The following is an 18,368-nucleotide window of genomic DNA, read 5'->3' as shown; positions in this document are numbered from 1 at the left end:
TTTTATGCTATTACATAAGTGCCCAGTAAAAATGGAAAATGAACGTAAATCCTGATAAAAACTGATTACAAATACCGTTAATTAAATAAATATTACAAATTTTCCAAAAAAATATTGAAATGTAATTTACTTCTTGCTAGACTAAAGAAGTAGTAAATAATCGAAGGAGGTCATATTATGACGAAAGCAACAGATTCTAAGTTTTATGCTTTATTATCGCTATCACTTCTTGCGGTAACATTAGTAGCTTTAGTGATTGGTAATGGTTCTTTGATTGCAGCAAATCTAGGTGTTAGTACTGCAACTGCGGCAACAGTAGTTAATTTCTTAGATACTTGGTCCTCAGTAGCGACAGTCATTACAATCGTTGGTGTTTTCACTGGCGTAGGCACAATTAGTTCAGGTGTAGCTGCTACTATTTTGGCTATCCTTAAGAAACAAGGAAAAGCGAAAGCTGCTGCTTTTTAAACTAAAAAAAAATCATCTCAATCTTTAATTGAGATGATTTTTTTTCCAAAAGTCAGGTGAAATGGCGCTGATAGACAATGATTTGAAAACTAATTTAACGTTTTATGCCCATGTGGCTTGTAATAAAACATTAATTAGGAGGAAATTTCATGATGAAAGCAAATAAACTTGGCTCATTCTCACTATTGTTATTTGCAGTTACAATGGCATCTTTATTCGTTGGAGATGGTTCTTTGATAGCAGCCAATCTATGTGTTATTACTGTGGCTGCCGCTGCGATTATGGTTGTACATAAAAAACAAGGAGAAGTGAAAGCTGCTGCTTTTTAAGATGACTTATGCATAAAACTAATAAACTATTTAAAATATATGATCAAAGTATAATGGGGTACCTCAATTATATTGGGATGGTTCTTTTTTCTTTCATTGTGATGGGAGCGTTGATTTTATATCGGAGTGAGATTCCCGGCACTTACCTAAACAGCTTTGTTTTTATTTCAATATACATTGTAGCTACAGCTAATATTAATCGTTGTGTATTACCGTATAGAAGACAGCAGCCAGGCTTGGTCTTTGTCTCTAAACAATTGTTGTTGAAACATTTATTCTTTACGATTAAAAAAGGATATTCAGTTCAATTACTTTTGGCTTGTTTCATTGCTTTAACCTTTTTGTTAGTAGAAAATCAATATTTCATTATCATACTAGCACTTATTGTCGTGCTGCTTTCTTTTGCATCTCAATTATTGTCGGGTCTATTCAATATCATAAACAGAATACTTCTTTTGTTGCAATTTTGGTATATCATAACGTCCACTTTTGAAGCAGTTATGATACTGCAAATAGTACAGTTTCTTCTTATTTACATTTACATAAGTAATTCTCATAGGATACCTTTGACAACTGGACTTTCCTTCCTAAAAAGTGCGAATAAGCAATATAGGTCTGGAAATATTCTGTGTTTATTTTTGTCTTATATCGCTAGTAATAAAATATTAATCATTTTAATAGGCGCCTTAGTATCAGTGCTTACTTATTTCGCCCAATCCTTTTTAACGAAAATAGAAAATCTACCTGCGCTCATTTTAGTCTATATAAACTTTATTACGATCTTAGAAATCTTAATAGGGTCGAAAAAGGAAGAGATTGTACTTGATAGGGCAAGAATCGAGACGTTGCAATCCTCTTTGATTGTGAGTCCGTACGAGAGGTTTAAATCCAGTACGATTTATTTACTATGTCTCGTACTGATTTTTGTAAGTATGTGTGGAATAGTCGGAGTAATGATCAACACGTCTGATATCTCAATCATTCTTAAAAATACGTTATCGCTGCCTTTAATCATCTTTATTGGGGTCGTATATTTCAGAAAAACAGAACTATTAATCAACGATTATGAACATAAGTTATTGAAGCTGTCCTTGCCAATTTTATTACTCATATGCATTACAATTTTCACGATTACTTCATGAAAAGAGGAGGAATATGATACATAAAAGATTGAAATATTTTCTGTGGTACTACTCAATCTATTGTATATTGCTGATAGGTACAGGAATTTATCTTGGGAATATAGTCAACAAAGAATTATTTGAAGCAGCACCGCCAACTTCGGGCCAGGAATTTATGTCTGTAGTCCTGACGCATAACCTAACGAACTTTGCAATGTATTTACTGGGTTTCTTGTTGTCGCCATTATTTCAAATAATGGATTTTGGAGGCTCGTCCTTTGTCATTACGATGGGTTTTAGAACGCTAGGAGCACAAGAAGCTTTAGGTAAACTAATTCCTCATGGGCTATTAGAATTTCCAAATATGTTGTTTTATCAAGGGATAAGCCAGTATGTGCTTTTCACTTTAATTTATACGAAATCAATTAAAGCTGCTTTAGGAGTCATGAAAAAAATGATTCCTTATTATCTGCTATCGTTAGTCATCCTAATAATAGCTGCTTTTATTGAAGGATATGATTCATTATTATTTTCTATGATTATCAATCATAGCTGGTTTTATTGAAGACTCTATACGACAGAGAAGGGGATTCAAGTGGGATTAGAATTTGTAGAATGTACGAAGAAGTTCAAAAACAATATCATACTAGATAAAATGAATTTTTCAGTTCCATCAGGTCTCTTTCATTTAGTGGGGCGAAATGGTGCAGGTAAAAGCACTCTCCTTAAAATGATAGCTGGATTAGATAAGAGATACTCTGGAGATATTGAGACAAACAAAGAATCGACTCTTTATTTAAATGTGGACCCTATTGGCATTCATCCATTTACAATTAGAGAAAACCTTGAGATTTTGTGGAATACGTTTCGTATTGTACCAACTGAAGAACAAATGGGTATTGTGAATGATTTTTTTGATGGTAACTTAGATGGTTCGTATAGTAGAGCATCTACGGGTATGAAAGCGAAGGTAGGGTTGTCTTTATTATTCGTAAAAGATTGGAAAACCATCCTAATTGATGAAACCATGTCATCTCTAGATTCAGAGAGTATAGAGATGCTATCTGAGAGGCTAGTGAATCTCTCTATTAAAAAAATTTCAACCATCATATATGTTTCCCATAGCATGGTGAATAAACGATTAAACGATCATTCAAGCATTGTGAGTATAGGGGATGGGAGGCTATTATGGAACAACGTCCAAGAATAACATCACTGATATCATTGGTCATTTTTATTCTGGCCAATTATTATTTCGTTACTTTTGCTATTGAGTTGAATGGCTACATTTCGCAATTAGATGATTTAAGAGCTTTGTTAGAGGATATGTCCTATGAAACGATGCTGAATCTAATTGTTGTCATTACAACAATTCTAACCACCATCAGTCTCTTAGTACAATATCTCATCGCTAAATTCTTATTAATGATCTTTGCTCCGGAGGTTAAGGGCCATTTGTTTTATGCTCTGATTCCTAAGATTATCATTATGTTTATTAATGTAATATGTATGGGGATCTTGCAAATACAAAGCTTATGGCTGTACCTTTTCACGGCACTCATAGGAGCAGTGTTGATCTTGTTCTTTTTTCAATACAAAAAAGCGAACTGGAAAGCATCGATTCTCTTTGCGGCACCATTTATTATAGATGCTTTAATTTCCTTAGGAAAAGAAATAGTCGCTGTACTGTAATGAATAATAAGTAGAGCATGAACTTTCAAGTGAAACAAAGCTTGCGAAAAGAAGTAACGGTATTCGCATAAAAATGAATACAAGGTTATTGAAAAAAGGTTTTATACTTTTTCATTAAAGGTACACGTAAACTTAACCCGTAGACGTGTGCCTTTTTATGATTTTTACAAAAAATGGATGATCACTTTGTTCAAATGATAGCCAAATTTTATTCAATCAACAGTGCTGCCTCTGATTGTTCCAATTTTTTCATTTGGATTGAATAGAGCGGCAAACTAAAAGCATGCCGGACACCAGAACCAGTCCGATTTCACGCAGATAATGGACCAAAAGGTGCTCCCCTTGAGAAAAAATCAAAAATTAACATGATTAAAGGTGGCATAAACTCCCCTAATTTGTTTATAATGAGAGGTATGGTTTGTCGTAAAAATAAGGGATAAACACTTATTATTTCACTGATAAATGGATACATACATGTAATAGAAAGGGAGTGTCTGACCTTGAGTTTGAAAGAATACTCACAGGAGCAGCTCAAGCACATGTCTTTAGTTGAACTTGCTTATGAAATTTTCAGAGACAGCAAAACACCGATTACGTTTTCCGAGTTAATAGATGAAATGGTCCGTTTACAAGGAATACAAAAATCTGATCTTGATGATCGCCTTGCTCAATTTTATACAGACTTAAATATAGATGGCCGCTTTATTTCGTTAGGTGATCAGAGATGGGGACTTCGCAGCTGGTATCCAGTTGATCAAATCGAAGAAGAAGTTCAGCCAGCTGTGAAAACAAAAGCGAAAAAGAAAAAGACAAAAGCAGCTGTCGTTGAAGAAGACTTCGATGAAATTGAAGAGGAAGAGGAAATCGAAGAGCTTGAAGAAGACCTTGATCTTGTTGAAGACGACGATGATCTCGACCTAGACGATGATGAGGAAATTGAGGAAGATATAGAAGAATTCGACGAAGATGATGACGAAGATGATGACGGCTTAACAGAAATTGACGAAGACGATTTAGACGATAAAGAGGAAGAGAAATAACCCTCATAAACCGGTCCTCAAAACAGGACAAAACCGTCTTGACTTTCGAGAGCGAACTATGTAGTATGTATTTTGGGCTCTCTAAAAAGAGTACGTAAAGATACGTTCATTTACGCTCCCTTTCATTTATTTGAAAGGGAGCTTTCTTATTTTTCAAGAGATTTAGGGATACACTCTAAAAAGGATGAAGCTGTGCATGTCTAGTCATGCAAGGGTAAAAAAGAGAGGAGCATACGAAATGACAAAGTATATTTTTGTAACAGGAGGAGTTGTTTCCTCACTTGGAAAAGGGATCACGGCTGCCTCGTTAGGCCGCCTTCTGAAAAATAGAGGGATGGATGTCACCATTCAAAAATTCGATCCATATATCAACGTAGACCCAGGGACGATGAGTCCATATCAGCACGGTGAGGTTTTCGTCACAGATGACGGTGCTGAAACAGACCTTGATTTAGGTCACTATGAGCGCTTCATTGATATTAACTTAAATAAGTACAGCAACGTCACAACAGGTAAAATCTACTCTACTGTTCTGAAGAAAGAGCGCCGCGGTGACTATTTAGGCGGAACTGTACAGGTTATTCCCCATATTACAAATGAAATTAAAGATCGCGTGTACCGTGCCGGAAAAGAAACAGGTGCAGATGTGGTCATCACAGAAATCGGCGGAACAGTAGGAGACATCGAATCCCTTCCATTCCTAGAAGCGATTCGTCAAATGAAGAGTGACATTGGCCGTGAAAACGTCATGTACATTCATTGTACCCTTGTTCCTTACATTCGGGCAGCAGGTGAACTGAAAACAAAACCGACACAGCATAGTGTAAAAGAACTTCGCAGCCTTGGTATTCAGCCAAACGTTATTGTGGTCAGAACTGAAATGCCAATGACCCAGGACATGAAGGACAAAATTGCGTTATTCTGTGATATTGATACAAAAGCTGTTATCGAATGTCAGGATGCAGACACGCTGTACTCTATTCCGCTTGATTTACAAAAACAAGGACTAGACAAGCTTGTATGTGAACATATGAAACTTGATTGCCAAGATGCAGACATGACGGAGTGGACAGCGCTAGTCGATAAAGTGCAAAACCTCTCAAAACAAGTCACAATTGGTCTAGTAGGAAAATATGTTGAATTGCAAGATGCATACATTTCTGTCGTTGAATCACTTCGCCATGCTGGTTATGCATTTGATGCAGACGTTCAAATCAAATGGATCAATGCAGAAGAAGTGACAGCAGAAAATATGGCTGATTTCGCGCAAGATGTCGATGGCATCATCGTTCCTGGAGGCTTCGGAGACCGCGGAGTGGAAGGGAAAATTATTGCTACACAATATGCCCGTGAAAACAAAGTGCCATTCTTCGGAATTTGCTTAGGAATGCAAGTTGCGTCAATCGAATATGCACGAAACGTACTAGGCCTTGAAGGAGCTCATTCAGCGGAAATTGATCCTGAAACAGCATTCCCAATTATTGACCTTCTTCCAGAACAGAAGGATGTAGATGATTTAGGCGGAACACTTCGTCTTGGTCTGTATCCATGTAAATTAAATGAAGACTCCAAAGCATTTGCTGCATACAATGATGAAGTGGTCTACGAACGCCACCGCCATCGCTATGAGTTTAATAATGAATTCAGACAGCAAATGGAAGCGGCAGGATTTGTCTTCTCTGGTACAAGCCCAGACGGACGTCTTGTTGAAATTATCGAGCTGAAGGATCATCCTTGGTTCCTTGCTTCTCAATTCCACCCAGAATTCGTCTCAAGACCGACAAGACCTCAGCCATTATTTAGAGATTTCGTTGGTGCTTCACTGCAAGCATCTGAATCAAAATAAAACAAAAAAACTGCCGAGAATATCATCTTCTCGGCAGTTTTTTTATTCATATTCCTCAACGATTTCTTTCACAGTAAACGATAGAGCGTGGTAGACGTATAAGCATGTCATTAAAGCAGGATAACCGAACCTTGTTCCGTCATCAGCAGGCACAAGCGGTTTCTTGAGCTGAAAATCAATATGGACATCACAATGCTCTTCAATCATGGACGACTCCTTTTGTGCCGGCCCGACACCAACAACGGGCGTCCCTTGCGCGTGCAGTTCTTTTACAAGAGATTGAATCTCCTCGTCTTCTGGGTCTGAATAAAATAGCAGCACTCTATCGCTTGGATGAAGCAAGCTGCGTTCCATTTGATCAAGCGGCAGCACTTTCGCACCTGGAAATGGCTCCTTGCTTTCAGTTGCCTCTAGGGCTACAGCAGCCAGTTCATTCTTCCCGTGAAAATAAACAGCATGTCCACTGACAACGGCTTGTGCAAGAAGGCGTGCACCATCCTCGATTGCTTCAGCCTGCTTTTCTCCAATACGTGAAAAAATACCTGATAACTGGGTCGTGAAAATTTTTAACAAGACTGATTTCCTCCTTCGGTCAGATCATTTTATAATAGAATATAAAGAGAATATTAGGAAAAATGCTCAGAAAATGTCGTAAAGTAAACTATTATAAATAAAGGAAATGTGAAAATCAAACAGAATTATTTAACAACAGCTCTTTTTATGGCGAAAAATGAAAGCAATGGGGTGTAACAGATGAATGAGAAAATTTTAATTGTCGATGATCAATATGGTATTAGAATATTATTGAATGAAGTGTTTCATAAAGAAGGCTATCAAACCTTCCAAGCAGCCAATGGACTTCAGGCGTTAGATATTGTGAAAAATCATAGACCAAATCTTGTGCTGCTTGATATGAAGATTCCCGGAATGGATGGAATTGAAATTTTAAAACGCATGAAATTAATTGATGAAGACATCCGTGTCATCATTATGACAGCCTATGGGGAATTAGACATGATCCAAGAATCCAAAGAACTCGGTGCTTTGACGCATTTTGCGAAACCTTTTGATATTGATGAGATCCGAGATGCTGTCAAAGAATACTTACCGCTCGAAACAAACGGTTAGATGGAAATGATTGAATCGAGTCATTCTGTTGCCGATTTGTCGAATAATTGGTATCCTAGATAAGAAGAAGAAAGCGATCTGACTTTGAAAGTTTACATATGGCGAGAAATTCTGGTCATGCTAGGGTGGAGAGCTTTTTTTAGTAAGCAAATTAGCTACATAGGGAGGATTTTTCATCATGCCTTTAGTTTCAATGACAGAAATGTTGAAAGACGCAAAGGAAAAAGGTTACGCTGTTGGACAGTTTAACTTAAATAATTTAGAATTCACGCAAGCGATTTTACAAGCTGCTGAAGAAGAGAAATCTCCAGTTATCTTAGGAGTATCTGAAGGAGCAGGACGCTACATGGGCGGCTTCAAAACAGTTGTCGCAATGGTTAAAGCGTTAATCGAAGAATATAATGTAACAGTTCCTGTTGCGATTCATTTAGATCACGGTTCAAGCTTTGAATCTTGTGCAAAAGCAATCCATGCAGGATTTACTTCTGTCATGATCGACGCTTCTCACCATCCATTCGATGAGAACGTAGCAACAACTGCAAAAGTAGTTGAGCTTGCACATTTCCACGGTGTATCTGTAGAAGCTGAGCTTGGAACTGTTGGCGGACAAGAAGACGACGTCATCGCTGAGGGCGTTATTTATGCTGATCCAAAAGAGTGCCAAGAGCTTGTAGAACGCACTGGTATTGACTGCCTTGCACCTGCATTAGGTTCAGTACATGGTCCATACAAAGGTGAACCAAACCTTGGTTTCACTGAAATGGAAGAAATTGGTAAAATGACAGGTCTTCCACTTGTTCTTCATGGCGGAACAGGTATCCCAACTGCTGACATCAAGCGCTCAATTTCACTTGGTACAGCTAAAATCAATGTAAACACTGAAAACCAAATTGCTTCTGCGAAAGCAGTACGCGAAACACTTGCTGCAAAAACAGAAGAGTATGATCCACGTAAATATCTTGGACCAGCTCGTGACGCAATTAAAGCGACTGTTATCGGCAAAATGCGTGAATTTGGTTCTTCTAACCAAGCATAATTTGATGAGAACCGAAAGCCGCCTGAGTCACAGGCGGTTTTCTCCATATCTTGAGAAAGCGCAATCAAAATTTACATTTCAGACAATTTATTGATAGGAGAGTGGCACGGTTATGTTATTTTTCGTAGATACAGCGAATATCGCAGACATCAAAGAGGCGCACGAGCTTGGCATTTTAGCAGGCGTCACAACAAACCCTAGTTTAGTAGCGAAAGAAAAGGACGTATCATTCCACGACCGTCTTCGCGAAATCACTGACGTGGTATCAGGTTCTGTCAGTGCGGAAGTCATTTCCCTCAAAGCAGAAGAAATGATTGAAGAAGGAAAAGAGCTTGCTGCCATCGCACCAAATATCACGGTTAAAATTCCAATGACAACAGATGGTCTTAAAGCTGTCAAAGCGTTAACAGACCTTGGAATCAAAACAAACGTTACTTTGATTTTTAGTGCAAACCAGGCACTTCTTGCAGCTAGAGCTGGTGCGACGTATGTCTCTCCATTCCTCGGCCGCTTAGATGACATTGGCCAAAATGGTCTCGATCTCATCAGCGAAGTGAAAACCATTTTTGATGTTCATGGCTTAGATACACAAATCATTGCTGCATCCATTCGTCATCCGCAGCACGTGACAGAAGCTGCACTTAGAGGTGCTCATATCGGCACAATGCCGCTGAAAGTCATCAAGCAGCTGACGAAACACCCATTAACGGATGCGGGCATTGAGCAATTTTTAGCAGACTGGAATAAATAAGTGATTGTGGCAGGCGGGATTGTCTCCTGTTTGCCGCAGTTTTCCTTAAAAACGCTAAGAAATGTTTTGTGCAAAGAAGAGAACATCACAGCCTCGCAAAGCTTCGATTATTTTTCTTCCGACAAATTTCGTTTAACCTGTATTCTTTCTCTTGATATTGGCTAAATTTTGGACAAGACCTTTTAAAGCGCGACATCCACAAACAGTATAACTCCAACAGTGATCTTCTTTAAGAAGGGAGACAAATATGGAAAAGTTAAACATTGCCGGCGGTGACCCCTTACGCGGGACCGTACATATTAGTGGTGCGAAAAATAGTGCAGTGGCACTGATTCCTGCCACGATTCTCGCTGATTCTCCAGTAACGATTGAGGGCCTTCCGCATATTTCAGATATTGACACATTACGAGATCTGTTAGAAGAGATTGGCGGAAAGGTCACGTTTGAAAAAGGTGAAATGGTTGTCAATCCTGCTTCCATGATCAGTATGCCTCTTCCTAATGGGAAAGTGAAGAAACTGCGTGCGTCTTATTATTTAATGGGCGCTATGCTGGGAAGATTCAAGCAGGCTGTCATTGGGCTGCCAGGAGGGTGCCACTTAGGACCTAGGCCGATCGATCAGCATATCAAAGGCTTTGAAGCACTCGGAGCCGAGGTGACAAACGAGCAGGGTGCCATTTATTTGCGCGCTGAAAAATTAGTCGGAGCCCGTATTTACCTTGATGTGGTCAGTGTAGGTGCGACCATCAATATCATGCTGGCAGCCGTACTGGCTGAAGGAAAAACGGTCATTGAAAATGCCGCAAAAGAACCCGAAATTATTGATGTAGCGACACTGCTTGCAAGCATGGGAGCCAAAATCAAAGGTGCGGGTACTGATGTGATTCGAATCGAAGGTGTAGAATCTCTTCATGGCTGTAAGCATTCCATCATCCCTGACCGTATAGAAGCAGGCACATTTTTAATTGCTGGTGCTGCGATGGGAGATGAAGTTGTACTTGATAATGTGATCCCAACTCATTTAGAATCAATTACGGCGAAACTTAGAGAGATGGGGTTCACCATTGAAACGAGCAACGATCAAATGCTGATCGTTGGCAGAAACGAAGGACTCAAGCCTGTCGATATCAAAACCCTTGTGTATCCGGGCTTTCCGACGGACCTTCAGCAGCCGATGACGGCGCTGTTAACAAAGGCGAAAGGCACGAGTGTGGTCACAGATACGATCTACTCAGCCCGCTTTAAGCACATTGACGAATTGCGTCGAATGGGTGCAAACATGAAGGTCGAAGGAAGATCTGCCATTATCACTGGACAAACGCAGCTTCAAGGAGCAAAGGTGAAAGCAAGTGACCTGCGTGCAGGTGCTTGTCTCGTCGTTGCAGGGCTAATGGCAGACGGTGTGACCGAAATCACAGGGCTTGAACATATAGACAGAGGATATAGTTTGCTTGAGAAGAAGCTTGAAGGCTTGGGTGCAACCATCTGGCGTGAAAAGCTGAGTGACCAAGAAATAGAAGAACTTCAAAATTCATAAGGCTTTGACTGTGAGAGGAGATTTGGACAAAAATGGAAAGAAGTTTATCGATGGAACTAGTACGGGTGACAGAAGCAGCCGCATTAAAATCTGCTCGTTGGATGGGAAGAGGATTAAAAGACGAAGCGGATGATGCTGCAACAAGTGCAATGCGTGATGTATTTGATACCATTCCGATGAAAGGAACAGTGGTCATTGGCGAGGGGGAAATGGACGAAGCACCAATGCTTTATATTGGGGAAAAGCTTGGGAACGGATACGGACCTCGCGTGGATGTAGCTGTTGATCCATTAGAAGGAACAAATATTGTGGCAAGTGGCGGCTGGAATGCCTTAGCTGTTATTGCAGTTGCAGATCATGGCAACTTGCTGAATGCACCTGATATGTACATGGATAAGATCGCAGTAGGTCCAGAAGCGGTAGGCTGCATCGACATTGAAGCGCCTGTCATTGACAATCTTCGCGCTGTAGCAAAAGCAAAAAACAAAGATATTGAAGATGTGGTTGCAACGATTTTAAACAGAGATCGACATGAGAAAATCATTGCTGAACTGAGAGAAGCAGGAGCAAGAATCAAACTGATCGATGATGGTGACGTTGCAGGAGCCATTAATACAGCATTTGATCATACAGGTGTTGATATTCTATTTGGTTCAGGCGGAGCGCCCGAAGGTGTCCTTTCTGCTGTTGCGTTAAAGGCACTTGGTGGTGAAATCCACGGAAGGCTTCTTCCTCAAAGTGAAGAAGAATTAAGACGCTGTGAGAAAATGGGGCTAGATGTTGGCAAAGTCCTAAGAATGGAAGACCTCGTGAAAGGCGACGACGCCATTTTTGCAGCGACTGGTGTAACAGACGGTGAGCTATTAAAAGGTGTTCAATTCAAAGGCTCTGTTGGAACAACACATAGCGTTGTTATGCGTGCGAAATCAGGTACAGTTCGTTTCGTAGACGGCAGACATAGCTTAAAGAAAAAACCGAATCTTGTCATTCGTCCGTAATCTGAAAGCGGGTATTTATTACCCGCTTTTCATATAGGTGTCAAATGTATATCATTTTCTTTTTAAAGTTGAATATTCTCTGCAAATGAGGTAAAACTAAAGAGTGCTGCGAAATTTTCTGCGAATTTACTTCTTTTAAGCTTCAACAAGTTTAAATACTGCCGCATCATGACGATATACTCATTATCCTTCTCTATGTTGACAAAGCTCGAGTTCACATTGTTCCTATCTTTACGATAAAACGAGTGGGAGCGTTACCATGAGAGCGAGGTCATTCCAACAAAAACGGAATTAAAAGCTAATCAAATACAATGGTCATGCATTTGTAATGAAATACATTGACTAGAAAAGTGTGGTGTCCATATTGAAAGATGTTTCGATTTCATCTTTGGAAAATATGAAATTAAAAGAGCTGTATGAGCTAGCAAAAAAGTACAAAATCTCTTATTACAGCAAACTAACAAAAAAAGAATTAATCTTTGCCATCTTAAAGGCGAACGCTGAGCAAGAGGATCTCTTATTTATGGAAGGGGTTCTTGAAATTATTCAGTCTGAGGGATTTGGTTTCTTAAGACCAATTAACTACTCCCCAAGTTCTGAAGACATTTATATTTCAGCTTCACAAATCAGACGCTTTGATTTACGAAACGGAGATAAGGTGTCTGGAAAGGTACGACCTCCAAAAGAGAATGAACGCTACTATGGACTCCTTCATGTCGAAGCGGTAAATGGGGACGACCCAGAATCAGCTAAGGAACGTGTTCACTTTCCTGCACTCACGCCGCTATTCCCTGATCGTCAAATGATTCTTGAAACACAGCCTAATCACCTGTCTACTAGAATTATGGATATGATGGCGCCAGTTGGGTTTGGGCAGCGTGGTTTAATTGTTGCACCGCCTAAGGCTGGGAAAACCATTTTGCTCAAAGAAATTGCCAACAGCATTTCTGAAAATCATCCAGAGTCAGAGCTGATTGTCCTTTTAATTGACGAACGCCCAGAGGAAGTAACAGATATCGAACGTTCTGTTGCAGGGGATGTTGTTAGTTCAACCTTTGACGAAGTACCGGAAAACCACATTAAAGTAGCAGAGCTTGTATTAGAGCGTGCCATGCGTCTTGTCGAACATAAGAAAGATGTCATCATCTTAATGGACAGCATCACAAGGCTTGCTCGTGCGTACAACCTTGTCATCCCGCCAAGCGGCCGAACGCTTTCCGGCGGTATTGATCCAGCGGCTTTCCACCGTCCAAAACGCTTCTTTGGTGCTGCGCGTAACATTGAAGAAGGCGGAAGCTTGACGATTTTAGCCACTGCGCTCGTTGATACGGGATCACGTATGGATGATGTGATTTATGAGGAATTTAAGGGAACGGGGAACATGGAGCTTCATTTGGACCGCTCTCTTGCAGAAAGAAGAATTTTCCCAGCAATCGACATTCGTCGTTCTGGTACGAGAAAAGAAGAACTGCTTGTACCAAAAGAGCATCTTGATCGTTTATGGGCGATGAGAAAATCGATGTCAGATACACCTGACTTTGCTGAGAAGTTCATGCGTAAAATGAGAAAAACAAAGACAAACCAAGAATTTTTCGATATTTTAACGCAAGAATGGAAACAAGCGAACATGTCTGCATCAAGAAGATAGCTTGTTGAAAAAATACATTTGCAATCATAGACTCACACTGTTATAATTTCATCATGTGCGTTTCAGAATTTATTCTGAGATATTAACTCTGTTTCCGAATTGGATTCAGGGCGGAAGGAGATGACAGTAGATGAAAACAGGAATTCATCCTAACTACAAAAAAGCTACAGTCAAATGCGCTTGTGGAAATGAGTTTGAAACTGGATCAGTAAAAGAAGAGGTACGCATCGAGATTTGCTCTGAGTGCCATCCTTTCTATACAGGCCGTCAAAAATTCGCTTCTGCTGATGGACGTGTTGACCGCTTTAACAAAAAATACGGTCTTAAGTAATAATAGATACAATAAACAGGCAGGAATCCGTTCTTGCCTGTTTTTTTACGTGGATTGATGGAACTTTAAAACGGGGGAGAAGACCTTATGTATGTGATGAAACAAAGCGGTTGGCTTGAAGTCATCTGCGGAAGTATGTTTTCTGGAAAGTCGGAAGAATTGATTCGGAGAGCCAAAAGGGCCACCTTTGCCAAACAAGAAGTAAAAATATTCAAACCAGCGATTGATAACCGATATAGTACAAGCTCAGTTGTTTCACATAACGGTTCATCGGTCGATGGGATTGCAGTAGCCTCACCAAAAGACATAATAACGCACATATCAGAAAGAACCGATGTCATTGGCATAGATGAGGTGCAATTTTTTGATGAGACAATCATTGACATTGTCACTCAATTGGCTGATAAAGGTTACCGAGTCATTGTTGCAGGCCTTGATCAAGACTTCAGAGGAGAGCCATTTGGTGTTGTTCCGCATTTAATGGCATGTGCAGAGCTTGTAACAAAACTTCAAGCAGTTTGTTCGGTATGCGGCTCCCCAGCGAGTAGAACACAACGCTTGATCGACGGTAAACCCGCATCCTATGATGATCCCATTATTTTAGTAGGTGCGCAGGAATCATACGAAGCACGATGCAGACATCACCATGAAGTACCAAGACTTGACGTTGGTACAACACTTGACAATTAAAAAAATAGCAAATGCCGCTGTGTTTCGTTTTTTGAGATTTTGGCTGAACACCCATCATTTGTACTTAAATAAATTAAATAACGCTACGAAAAAATTATCTAATTTTCAACGCTTGCGTTTTAGTATAAGCAGGCATAAAATGACTAACTGTAGTGTAAAGCATTTTAACGAAAAGTTCGATTTCTTGTCATAATTTTTTTGATTAAGGATTATTCTCCTTAATCGTTCTTTAAATTAATAGTTCACTTTATTTATATTTTAGAAAGAGGGTAGTTTTTGATGAACAACGTGAAGAAAACAAAAGAAGGGTACCTCGAAACCACATTGACAGGTAAAGATGTATTATCGATTCCAACGTTGAACAAAGGCGTTGCTTTTTCTGAAGAAGAAAGACAAGAGCTTGGACTAGAAGGCTTACTTCCTCCAACTGTTCTCACTTTAGAACAACAAGCGGAGAGAGCGTACAAGCAATTCCTAGCACAGCCAGATCGTCTTCGTCAAAACGTATACTTAAGTGATTTGCAAAACCGTAACGAAGTATTGTTCTATAAGCTTATATCAGACAAGCTTCGTGAAATGCTTCCTGTTGTGTACACACCAACTGTTGGTGAAGCGATTCAAGAATACAGCCATGAATACAGAAGACCTCATGGTGTCTATCTTTCAATCGAGAACATTGACGGCATTGAGAAAGCATTTGAAAACTTACATGCAACAGCAGGAGATATCGACTTGATCGTAGCAACTGACTCTGAGAGCATTCTTGGAATTGGTGACTGGGGTGTTGGTGGTATCAACATCGCAATTGGTAAATTAGCTGTTTACACGGCTGCTGCAGGTATTGATCCAAGCCGCGTGATTCCAGTCGTATTAGATGTTGGAACAAACAATGAAAAATTATTGAATGATCCATTATACATCGGAAACCATCACAAACGTGTACAAGGTGAAAAATACGAAGAATTCATTGATGCATATGTAAAAGCAGCGCTTAAATTCTTCCCGAAAGCATTGCTTCACTGGGAAGACCTTGGAAACAAAAATGCGCGTAACATCATGAAAAAATACAATGATAACATCTTAACATTCAATGATGATATTCAAGGTACTGGTGCCATTACTTTAGCGGGTGTTCTTGCAGCTGTCAAGAAAACTGGTACTCAATTGAAAGATCACCGTGTGATGATCTTCGGAGCTGGATCAGCTGGAATCGGAATCGCAGATCAAATGCGTGACACAATGGTTCTTGAAGGTCTAAGTGAAGAAGAAGCAAACAATGCTTTCTGGACTTTAGACTACAGAGGATTACTGACAGATCAATTCGAAGATGAAGTGTTTGATTTCCAAAAACCATACCTTCGTTCTTCTGATGAAGTAGAAGGCTGGGCACGTGATGAAAAAGGGCAAATCTCATTTGCTGAAACTGTTCGCAGGGTGAAGCCAACGATTCTAATTGGTACATCAGGTCAAGGCGGTGCATTCACTGAAGAAATCATTAAAGAAATCGCAGCACATACAGAGCGTCCAGTGATCATGCCAATGTCTAACCCAACACCACTTGCGGAAGCTGTTCCAGAAGATTTATTCAAATGGACAGACGGCCGTGCACTTGTTGCAACAGGAAGCCCATTCGAAAACGTTGAGTATAACGGAATTGAACATGAAATTGGACAATCAAACAATGCGTTCGTTTTCCCTGGACTTGGTCTTGGCTCAATCGTAACGGAATCAAAAATCATCACAAAAGGCATGTTCGTTGCTTCTGCAGATGCGATTGCTGAAATGGTTGATCATGATAAACCAGGTGCTGGTCTTCTTCCAAGCATTGATAAATTGCAAGAAGTTTCTATCAAAGTGGCCATTGAAGTGGCAAAAGCAGCAATTAAAGATGGTGTCGCAAGAAGAACGCCTGACGACATCGAACAAGCTGTGAAAGATGCAATGTGGATTCCTGAATATAAAAAAATTGTAAGAGCATAATAAATTGTGTAACGCGGCATTGTTTAGGGTAATTTAAACAATGCCGCAATAAATAGAAACTTGTAAGGATTTAAGGAGGAAGAGTAAGGTGGACTTTTTAAATATTTTGATCCTCCTAGCACCGATTTTTTTCGTTATCGCGCTGGGTTGGTTCGCAGGACACTTCGGTAGCTATGACGCTAAATCTGCAAAAGGTGTAAGTACACTTGTGACAAAGTATGCTTTGCCAGCGCACTTTATCGCCAGCATTCTGTCAACACCAAAAGATAAATTCTATAGTCAAATTCCATTTTTCGTTGCATTGATTTTAGGAATCGTAGGTTTTTATATCATTATCCTTCTTGTTACGAAATTTGCTTTTAAATACGATTTAACAAATTCATCTATTTTCTCGTTAAACTCAGCTCAACCGACCTTTGCATTTATGGGGATTCCAGTCCTAGGCAGTTTATTTGGGGCTCAAGAAGTTGCAATTCCGATTGCAATTACCGGAATAGTTGTAAATGCAATGCTTGATCCAATTGCGATTATTGTGTCAACTGTCGGTGAAAAAACAAAAGGAAAAGCCAAAGACGGCGAAAGTTTCCTTAAAATGACGACGAAAGCTATTTTGCACGGTTTATCAGAGCCGCTTGCACTTGCACCACTAGCAAGTATCATTCTTGTTCTTTTAGGATTTAAACTGCCTGAAATTGGACATGAAATGCTAGAGGAAATTGGAAGTGTTACGTCAGGGGTTGCGCTATTTGCAGTCGGTGTCACTGTTGGTATCCGTAAAATTAAATTAAGCCTACCAGCATTCAGTATCGCATTGCTAAAAGTAGCTGTACAACCATTGCTTATGTATTTTATCGCCATTTTCATGGGTCTTTCGGCTGATGAAATTACAAAAGCTGTATTACTTGTTGCCTTCCCAGGCTCAGCTGTTGCAGCCATGATCGCAACCCGATTTGAAAAACAAGAAGCAGAAACTGCATCCGCATTTGTGATCAGTGCAATCATGTCATTAATTTCATTACCGATCATTATTGCACTTACCTCATAATAAAGTAGAAAGGCTGCCTCATGAGGCAGCCTTTCTTAGCGAAATGAATGAAACAGAGGGAAGAGCGCACGCTTTTTTTTGATGTCAGTGTGCGTGATTTCCTTTTTTTCTTCTATTTGAGAGGGTTGTTTCAAGCTCGCAGCAAGACGCTCAAGTTTAGTGGTGAGATCTTCAATTTCTCTACGGTGCTGGAGCAGCTGATAGGATACACCTTCATCTGCTTTTTTAGCCAGTTTCCGTTCGAGTTCTTGCAGCCGTTTTTCTACATCAGTGCTGTGCAATTGCTGCTGAATGAGCTGATTCACCTGCTTTTCCAATGCTTCGATCCGCTTTGTGGAGGCAGCAGCTTCTGCAGCAGGCGATAACTGTTGAACGGTTTCCGTGTGGATTGGCAGTCGAATGTCTTGAAGGATCACACCTTCACTCATTTGGTGTTTGACTTCTTTGAGAAGCTGTACAATATCTTCATGAAATTCATAATGTCCAAGTTCATTCCGGGCGACAGGGATGTTGAGCTGTTTAACCCAACGCTGAATCGTTTTTGAAGAAACGCCAATTTCTTTTGCAACCTCATTTGTATTCAAACCAAATGCCCTCCCTTTTTTCAATTATAAGTACCATTCTCTTCAAGAAGGAACTGTTCCTTCACGTTAGACAAAACAAGTAACCAATCGCCAAAGATCGTGTTTTCTAGCGGAAAATTGCAGAAAATCAATTGTTTTGGAAAT

General features: G+C 39.9%; 20 protein-coding genes. 18 read left to right on the top strand and 2 right to left on the bottom strand.

Annotated features, from left to right (window positions below; all coding sequences use genetic code 11):
* Positions 1 to 177 precede the first annotated feature (177 nt).
* From MHB79_RS17100 to pyrG, 8 genes are all read left to right on the top strand, one after another.
* Entirely contained in the window at positions 178 to 468 is a 291-nt protein-coding gene (locus MHB79_RS17100; protein WP_025093875.1) for an uberolysin/carnocyclin family circular bacteriocin, read from the top strand.
* A 149-nt stretch (positions 469 to 617) separates the two neighbouring features.
* Positions 618 to 797, top strand: coding sequence for a hypothetical protein (locus tag MHB79_RS17095; protein ID WP_310425431.1), 180 nt, complete (start codon positions 618 to 620; stop codon positions 795 to 797).
* Between the two features lie 695 nt (positions 798 to 1,492).
* On the top strand, positions 1,493 to 1,939 hold the full coding sequence (locus MHB79_RS17090) for a hypothetical protein (protein WP_310425433.1): 447 nt from the start codon (positions 1,493 to 1,495) through the stop codon (positions 1,937 to 1,939).
* Between the two features lie 13 nt (positions 1,940 to 1,952).
* A complete protein-coding gene (locus MHB79_RS17085) occupies positions 1,953 to 2,483 on the top strand; it encodes a stage II sporulation protein M (RefSeq protein WP_340990314.1) in 531 nt (176 codons plus the stop codon).
* Positions 2,484 to 2,513: 30 nt separating this feature from the next.
* The gene (locus tag MHB79_RS17080; protein WP_340990312.1) at positions 2,514 to 3,128 is read left to right on the top strand and encodes an ATP-binding cassette domain-containing protein; all 615 of its coding nucleotides are present in this window, start codon (positions 2,514 to 2,516) and stop codon (positions 3,126 to 3,128) included.
* Positions 3,107 to 3,610 (top strand): hypothetical protein, encoded by a 504-nt coding sequence (locus tag MHB79_RS17075; RefSeq protein WP_335365249.1) that lies wholly within the window; start codon positions 3,107 to 3,109, stop codon positions 3,608 to 3,610. Before MHB79_RS17080 ends, MHB79_RS17075 begins: the two co-directional genes overlap by 22 nt.
* Before the next feature lie 500 nt (positions 3,611 to 4,110).
* Entirely contained in the window at positions 4,111 to 4,650 is a 540-nt protein-coding gene (gene rpoE, locus MHB79_RS17070) for a DNA-directed RNA polymerase subunit delta (RefSeq protein WP_003214586.1), read from the top strand.
* Positions 4,651 to 4,888: 238 nt separating this feature from the next.
* Complete coding sequence (gene pyrG / locus MHB79_RS17065) at positions 4,889 to 6,496, top strand: glutamine hydrolyzing CTP synthase (protein WP_003215143.1); 1,608 nt, start codon at positions 4,889 to 4,891, stop codon at positions 6,494 to 6,496.
* A gap of 42 nt (positions 6,497 to 6,538) precedes the next feature.
* Here pyrG and MHB79_RS17060 read toward each other — a convergent pair whose 3' ends face one another.
* Positions 6,539 to 7,069: a DUF2529 domain-containing protein gene (locus tag MHB79_RS17060; RefSeq protein WP_268459175.1), complete on the bottom strand. Its 531-nt coding sequence runs from the start codon at positions 7,067 to 7,069 to the stop codon at positions 6,539 to 6,541.
* Positions 7,070 to 7,249: 180 nt separating this feature from the next.
* Between MHB79_RS17060 and MHB79_RS17055 the strand changes: the two genes are divergently transcribed.
* The 10 genes from MHB79_RS17055 to MHB79_RS17010 all read left to right on the top strand — a co-directional run bounded on the left by MHB79_RS17055 (position 7,250) and on the right by MHB79_RS17010 (position 17,640).
* The gene (locus MHB79_RS17055) at positions 7,250 to 7,624 is read left to right on the top strand and encodes a response regulator (RefSeq protein ID WP_003214681.1); all 375 of its coding nucleotides are present in this window, start codon (positions 7,250 to 7,252) and stop codon (positions 7,622 to 7,624) included.
* Between the two features lie 178 nt (positions 7,625 to 7,802).
* Positions 7,803 to 8,660, top strand: coding sequence for a class II fructose-bisphosphate aldolase (locus MHB79_RS17050; RefSeq protein WP_003214879.1), 858 nt, complete (start codon positions 7,803 to 7,805; stop codon positions 8,658 to 8,660).
* Positions 8,661 to 8,772: 112 nt separating this feature from the next.
* A complete protein-coding gene (fsa, locus tag MHB79_RS17045) occupies positions 8,773 to 9,411 on the top strand; it encodes a fructose-6-phosphate aldolase (RefSeq protein WP_003215343.1) in 639 nt (212 codons plus the stop codon).
* A gap of 247 nt (positions 9,412 to 9,658) precedes the next feature.
* Positions 9,659 to 10,948, top strand: a complete 1,290-nt coding sequence (locus tag MHB79_RS17040; RefSeq protein ID WP_003214820.1) for a UDP-N-acetylglucosamine 1-carboxyvinyltransferase — start codon at positions 9,659 to 9,661, stop codon at positions 10,946 to 10,948.
* Positions 10,949 to 10,980: 32 nt separating this feature from the next.
* The gene (glpX, locus tag MHB79_RS17035; RefSeq protein ID WP_003214904.1) at positions 10,981 to 11,946 is read left to right on the top strand and encodes a class II fructose-bisphosphatase; all 966 of its coding nucleotides are present in this window, start codon (positions 10,981 to 10,983) and stop codon (positions 11,944 to 11,946) included.
* Positions 11,947 to 12,310: 364 nt separating this feature from the next.
* On the top strand, positions 12,311 to 13,594 hold the full coding sequence (rho, locus tag MHB79_RS17030; protein ID WP_003215202.1) for a transcription termination factor Rho: 1,284 nt from the start codon (positions 12,311 to 12,313) through the stop codon (positions 13,592 to 13,594).
* A gap of 130 nt (positions 13,595 to 13,724) precedes the next feature.
* Positions 13,725 to 13,925, top strand: coding sequence for a 50S ribosomal protein L31 (gene rpmE / locus MHB79_RS17025; protein ID WP_003215407.1), 201 nt, complete (start codon positions 13,725 to 13,727; stop codon positions 13,923 to 13,925).
* 87 nt (positions 13,926 to 14,012) lie between these two features.
* On the top strand, positions 14,013 to 14,615 hold the full coding sequence (locus tag MHB79_RS17020) for a thymidine kinase (RefSeq protein ID WP_003214626.1): 603 nt from the start codon (positions 14,013 to 14,015) through the stop codon (positions 14,613 to 14,615).
* A 279-nt stretch (positions 14,616 to 14,894) separates the two neighbouring features.
* The gene (malS, locus tag MHB79_RS17015; protein ID WP_003215037.1) at positions 14,895 to 16,595 is read left to right on the top strand and encodes an oxaloacetate-decarboxylating malate dehydrogenase; all 1,701 of its coding nucleotides are present in this window, start codon (positions 14,895 to 14,897) and stop codon (positions 16,593 to 16,595) included.
* 88 nt (positions 16,596 to 16,683) lie between these two features.
* Positions 16,684 to 17,640 (top strand): AEC family transporter, encoded by a 957-nt coding sequence (locus MHB79_RS17010; RefSeq protein ID WP_003214757.1) that lies wholly within the window; start codon positions 16,684 to 16,686, stop codon positions 17,638 to 17,640.
* Between the two features lie 35 nt (positions 17,641 to 17,675).
* Here the strand turns inward: MHB79_RS17010 and racA are convergent, their stop codons facing one another.
* Positions 17,676 to 18,224, bottom strand: a complete 549-nt coding sequence (racA, locus tag MHB79_RS17005; protein ID WP_340990310.1) for a chromosome-anchoring protein RacA — start codon at positions 18,222 to 18,224, stop codon at positions 17,676 to 17,678.
* Between the last annotated feature and the right edge of the window lie 144 nt (positions 18,225 to 18,368).

This window comes from Bacillus sp. FSL M7-0558, assembly GCF_038003245.1.
GTDB lineage: Bacteria > Bacillota > Bacilli > Bacillales > Bacillaceae > Bacillus > Bacillus pumilus.
The sequence above is the reverse complement of the archived record's forward strand: the minus strand, read 5'-3'. Positions and strand labels throughout refer to the sequence as shown.

Bases quoted from the DNA above. Each gene is read 5' to 3' on its own strand.
- MHB79_RS17095 (WP_310425431.1), top strand. From the start codon at position 618: ATGATGAAAGCAAATAAACTTGGCTCATTCTCACTATTGTTATTTGCA.
- malS (WP_003215037.1), top strand. From the start codon at position 14,895: ATGAACAACGTGAAGAAAACAAAAGAAGGGTACCTCGAAACCACATTG.
- MHB79_RS17085 (WP_340990314.1), top strand. From the start codon at position 1,953: ATGATACATAAAAGATTGAAATATTTTCTGTGGTACTACTCAATCTAT.
- MHB79_RS17040 (WP_003214820.1), top strand. From the start codon at position 9,659: ATGGAAAAGTTAAACATTGCCGGCGGTGACCCCTTACGCGGGACCGTA.
- MHB79_RS17020 (WP_003214626.1), top strand. From the start codon at position 14,013: ATGTATGTGATGAAACAAAGCGGTTGGCTTGAAGTCATCTGCGGAAGT.
- rpmE (WP_003215407.1), top strand. From the start codon at position 13,725: ATGAAAACAGGAATTCATCCTAACTACAAAAAAGCTACAGTCAAATGC.
- MHB79_RS17055 (WP_003214681.1), top strand. From the start codon at position 7,250: ATGAATGAGAAAATTTTAATTGTCGATGATCAATATGGTATTAGAATA.
- MHB79_RS17050 (WP_003214879.1), top strand. From the start codon at position 7,803: ATGCCTTTAGTTTCAATGACAGAAATGTTGAAAGACGCAAAGGAAAAA.
- fsa (WP_003215343.1), top strand. From the start codon at position 8,773: ATGTTATTTTTCGTAGATACAGCGAATATCGCAGACATCAAAGAGGCG.
- MHB79_RS17075 (WP_335365249.1), top strand. From the start codon at position 3,107: ATGGAACAACGTCCAAGAATAACATCACTGATATCATTGGTCATTTTT.
- glpX (WP_003214904.1), top strand. From the start codon at position 10,981: ATGGAAAGAAGTTTATCGATGGAACTAGTACGGGTGACAGAAGCAGCC.
- MHB79_RS17100 (WP_025093875.1), top strand. From the start codon at position 178: ATGACGAAAGCAACAGATTCTAAGTTTTATGCTTTATTATCGCTATCA.
- pyrG (WP_003215143.1), top strand. From the start codon at position 4,889: ATGACAAAGTATATTTTTGTAACAGGAGGAGTTGTTTCCTCACTTGGA.